Origin of the sequence: Vibrio sp. YT-15 (assembly GCF_033337445.1) — a bacterium.
GTDB lineage: Bacteria > Pseudomonadota > Gammaproteobacteria > Enterobacterales > Vibrionaceae > Vibrio > Vibrio alginolyticus.
Genome location: NZ_JAWOQR010000155.1, coordinates 1 through 1,087 on the forward strand (window position 1 = coordinate 1; position 1,087 = coordinate 1,087).

Below are 1,087 nucleotides of genomic sequence, written 5' to 3' on the forward strand. Positions count from 1 at the left end.
GTGTAGTTAATAGCTGCATTATTTGACGTTAGCGACAGAAGAAGCACCGGCTAACTCCGTGCCAGCAGCCGCGGTAATACGGAGGGTGCGAGCGTTAATCGGAATTACTGGGCGTAAAGCGCATGCAGGTGGTTTGTTAAGTCAGATGTGAAAGCCCGGGGCTCAACCTCGGAATAGCATTTGAAACTGGCAGACTAGAGTACTGTAGAGGGGGGTAGAATTTCAGGTGTAGCGGTGAAATGCGTAGAGATCTGAAGGAATACCGGTGGCGAAGGCGGCCCCCTGGACAGATACTGACACTCAGATGCGAAAGCGTGGGGAGCAAACAGGATTAGATACCCTGGTAGTCCACGCCGTAAACGATGTCTACTTGGAGGTTGTGGCCTTGAGCCGTGGCTTTCGGAGCTAACGCGTTAAGTAGACCGCCTGGGGAGTACGGTCGCAAGATTAAAACTCAAATGAATTGACGGGGGCCCGCACAAGCGGTGGAGCATGTGGTTTAATTCGATGCAACGCGAAGAACCTTACCTACTCTTGACATCCAGAGAACTTTCCAGAGATGGATTGGTGCCTTCGGGAACTCTGAGACAGGTGCTGCATGGCTGTCGTCAGCTCGTGTTGTGAAATGTTGGGTTAAGTCCCGCAACGAGCGCAACCCTTATCCTTGTTTGCCAGCGAGTAATGTCGGGAACTCCAGGGAGACTGCCGGTGATAAACCGGAGGAAGGTGGGGACGACGTCAAGTCATCATGGCCCTTACGAGTAGGGCTACACACGTGCTACAATGGCGCATACAGAGGGCGGCCAACTTGCGAAAGTGAGCGAATCCCAAAAAGTGCGTCGTAGTCCGGATTGGAGTCTGCAACTCGACTCCATGAAGTCGGAATCGCTAGTAATCGTGGATCAGAATGCCACGGTGAATACGTTCCCGGGCCTTGTACACACCGCCCGTCACACCATGGGAGTGGGCTGCAAAAGAAGTAGGTAGTTTAACCTTCGGGGGGACGCTTACCACTTTGTGGTTCATGACTGGGGTGAAGTCGTAACAAGGTAGCGCTAGGGGAACCTGGCGCTGGATCACCTCCTTA

1 rRNA gene is annotated in these 1,087 nt (G+C 53.2%); it reads left to right on the forward strand.

What is annotated here, in order from left to right:
* Positions 1-1,087, forward strand: a 16S ribosomal RNA gene (locus R7D93_RS25955); the annotation flags it as partial.